This is a genomic window from Sphingomonas sp. MJ1 (PH-R8) (genome assembly GCF_048058635.1).
Taxonomy (GTDB): Bacteria; Pseudomonadota; Alphaproteobacteria; order Sphingomonadales; family Sphingomonadaceae; genus Sphingomonas.
This window is the reverse complement of the sequence record NZ_JBBEFX010000043.1, coordinates 1-2,058: the sequence shown is the minus strand read 5'-3', so window position 1 is coordinate 2,058 and position 2,058 is coordinate 1. Positions and strand designations below refer to the sequence as shown.

Genomic DNA, 2,058 nt, shown 5'->3' with positions numbered 1-2,058 from the left:
TTCTCATCGAGCGACAAGTCGCCCAGCGTGTCGTTGGCGAGCGAGGTGGCGGTATCGAGCACGAACTGCGGGCCGCCGAGCTTGCCCTCGGTGTAAGCGCGGATCAGGTCCTCGTCGATCGCAGGGCTGAGGAAATACTCGTGGCCGTTGCCGAGATCGACGTTCACGTCATCACCCGCGAGGCCAGCGAGAGTGAATCGATTGGCGGCGGTGCCCCGCCCGTAGACCGTGTTCGAGCTGTCGAAGCGCTTGTCGGTCCAGCGCGCGTTGGCGCCCAGTTTCACGAAGCTGTTCTCGCCGATCGAGGGCAGTTTGCCGGTCAGGTCAGCGCGCCCCTGCCAAGTCTTCTCGAGGCCGTATTCGTCCTGCGCGGAATATTGCCGGAAGCCCATGCTGGACGGCGCAAGGTATCCGCCGGTCGGCACCGCGCTGAACAGCTTGTCGGTGAAGTCTACCGCCACCGCGCCGGGATTGCCGCGGAACTGCCACAGCTCGTTCGGCTCGATTACCTCGTTGCGGGTATGGGCGGCGCCGAAGTCGAGTTTCCAGTTGTCGGCGAACTCGGTGCTGCCGCCCGCCATGAACGAGAGGACCGACTTTTCCTTGTACTCGGTGCGCAGGTCCGAGCGCTGCTCGCTGGTCGAGGCGAGGCCAGTCTGGCCGTTCGCGTCCCACGCGATCTTCGAGAAATCGAGGCGCAGGCGCTGGCGATACTCGTCCTCGGTGAACTTCGAATAGACGCCGCGCACGTAAAGCTCGGTGCCGCCGCTGCGCCAGTCGAGCGAGCCGGCGGCGCCGACGCGCTCGCGCTTCAGTCGGTAGTCGGTGTACTTGAGGTTGACCGGCACGGCCCCGCGCGCGGCGTTCTCGTCGGGCGCCCAGTCGTCGGGGTAGATGCCGTAGCTGGTATAGGTGCGGTCGGAATAGCTGGCGCCCAGCAGGATGCCGAACTGCTCGTCGGCGCCGAAGCGTCCGCCCACCGTGATGTCGCCCTTTACGGGCTGGCTGCCCTTGCGCAGCTCTTGGTAGCCGACCTGCGCATTCGCCTGGACCACGAAGGGCCGGTCGAAGTCGAACGCGGTTTGCGTAACGAGGTTGACGGTGGCGCCGATGCCCTGCGCGGTGAGGTCCGCCGTCTTGACCTTGGCGACCTCTACCCGGTTGAGCAGCTGGCCCGAGAGGATGTCGAGCGGCAGTGCGCGGGTGTTGCCGTCGGGATTGCCGATCTCGAAGCCGTTTAACGTGTAGCCGTTGAGCGTGGAAGGCACCCCGCGCACCGCGACGTAGCGGCCTTCGCCCTGGTCGTACTGGACGCCAACGCCGGGTAGGCGCTCGACCGCCTCGGCCACGTTCTTGTCGGGAAGCTGGCCGATGTCGTCCGATGCCGTCACATCGACGAGGCCGAGAGAGGCGCGCTTGGCGTCAATCGAGCGCTGTTGCTGCGCGCGCTGGCCGGTAACGACGATCTCGCTAGCTTCTTCCGATAGTACATCCGCCACGGATTGGGCCTGCGCAGAGCCGGCTGCGGCTAGCGCGGCAAGGCTGACAGAGCAATAAAACAAGCGTGTGATGATGTTCGACCCCTGATTTTCGAAGGGGCGACTAGGGCGGCCGTATTACATTGATGTGTCAGCTCAACGGGCTATTTTTTAGGGAGCCCGCCGCCGCAAACTCCCGGCAAGGCTTGCGCATTGAGCACGGAAATACGGGCGAAGGTCGGCTTCTGGCGGAAAAACAGTCCTTCTGAACGGTGCGAACGAATGGCCGGAATGTCCCAATTCTCGCTCCTACGTTGTCGCAGAAGTGGCAAAATACGCGACGTTCGGAAGTCAGAATTTGCGCGACAAAGCTGCGAAGTGTCCCATTCTCCGCCGCTTGCGGCGGGTTCCCGCATCCTAAAACTGTCTCCATCAAGTAGACTGTCCGGCGAATGGCCATATTCTGGAAGGCGTGGGGAACAGATTAAGCATCGCTCCCGCGGCTAATTGCAGGCCAAGCTGATGTCATAGCCAATGTGCACCTCTGCACCGATCCGTAGAACCGCTCGCTGGACCGGCA

General features: G+C 63.5%; 1 protein-coding gene. It reads right to left on the bottom strand.

From position 1 onward, the window contains the following. Positions 1-1,499: TonB-dependent receptor plug domain-containing protein (locus VPH46_RS16125; RefSeq protein ID WP_416612854.1), on the bottom strand; the 1,499-nt coding region annotated here is incomplete at its 3' end. Positions 1,500-2,058 lie beyond the last annotated feature (559 nt).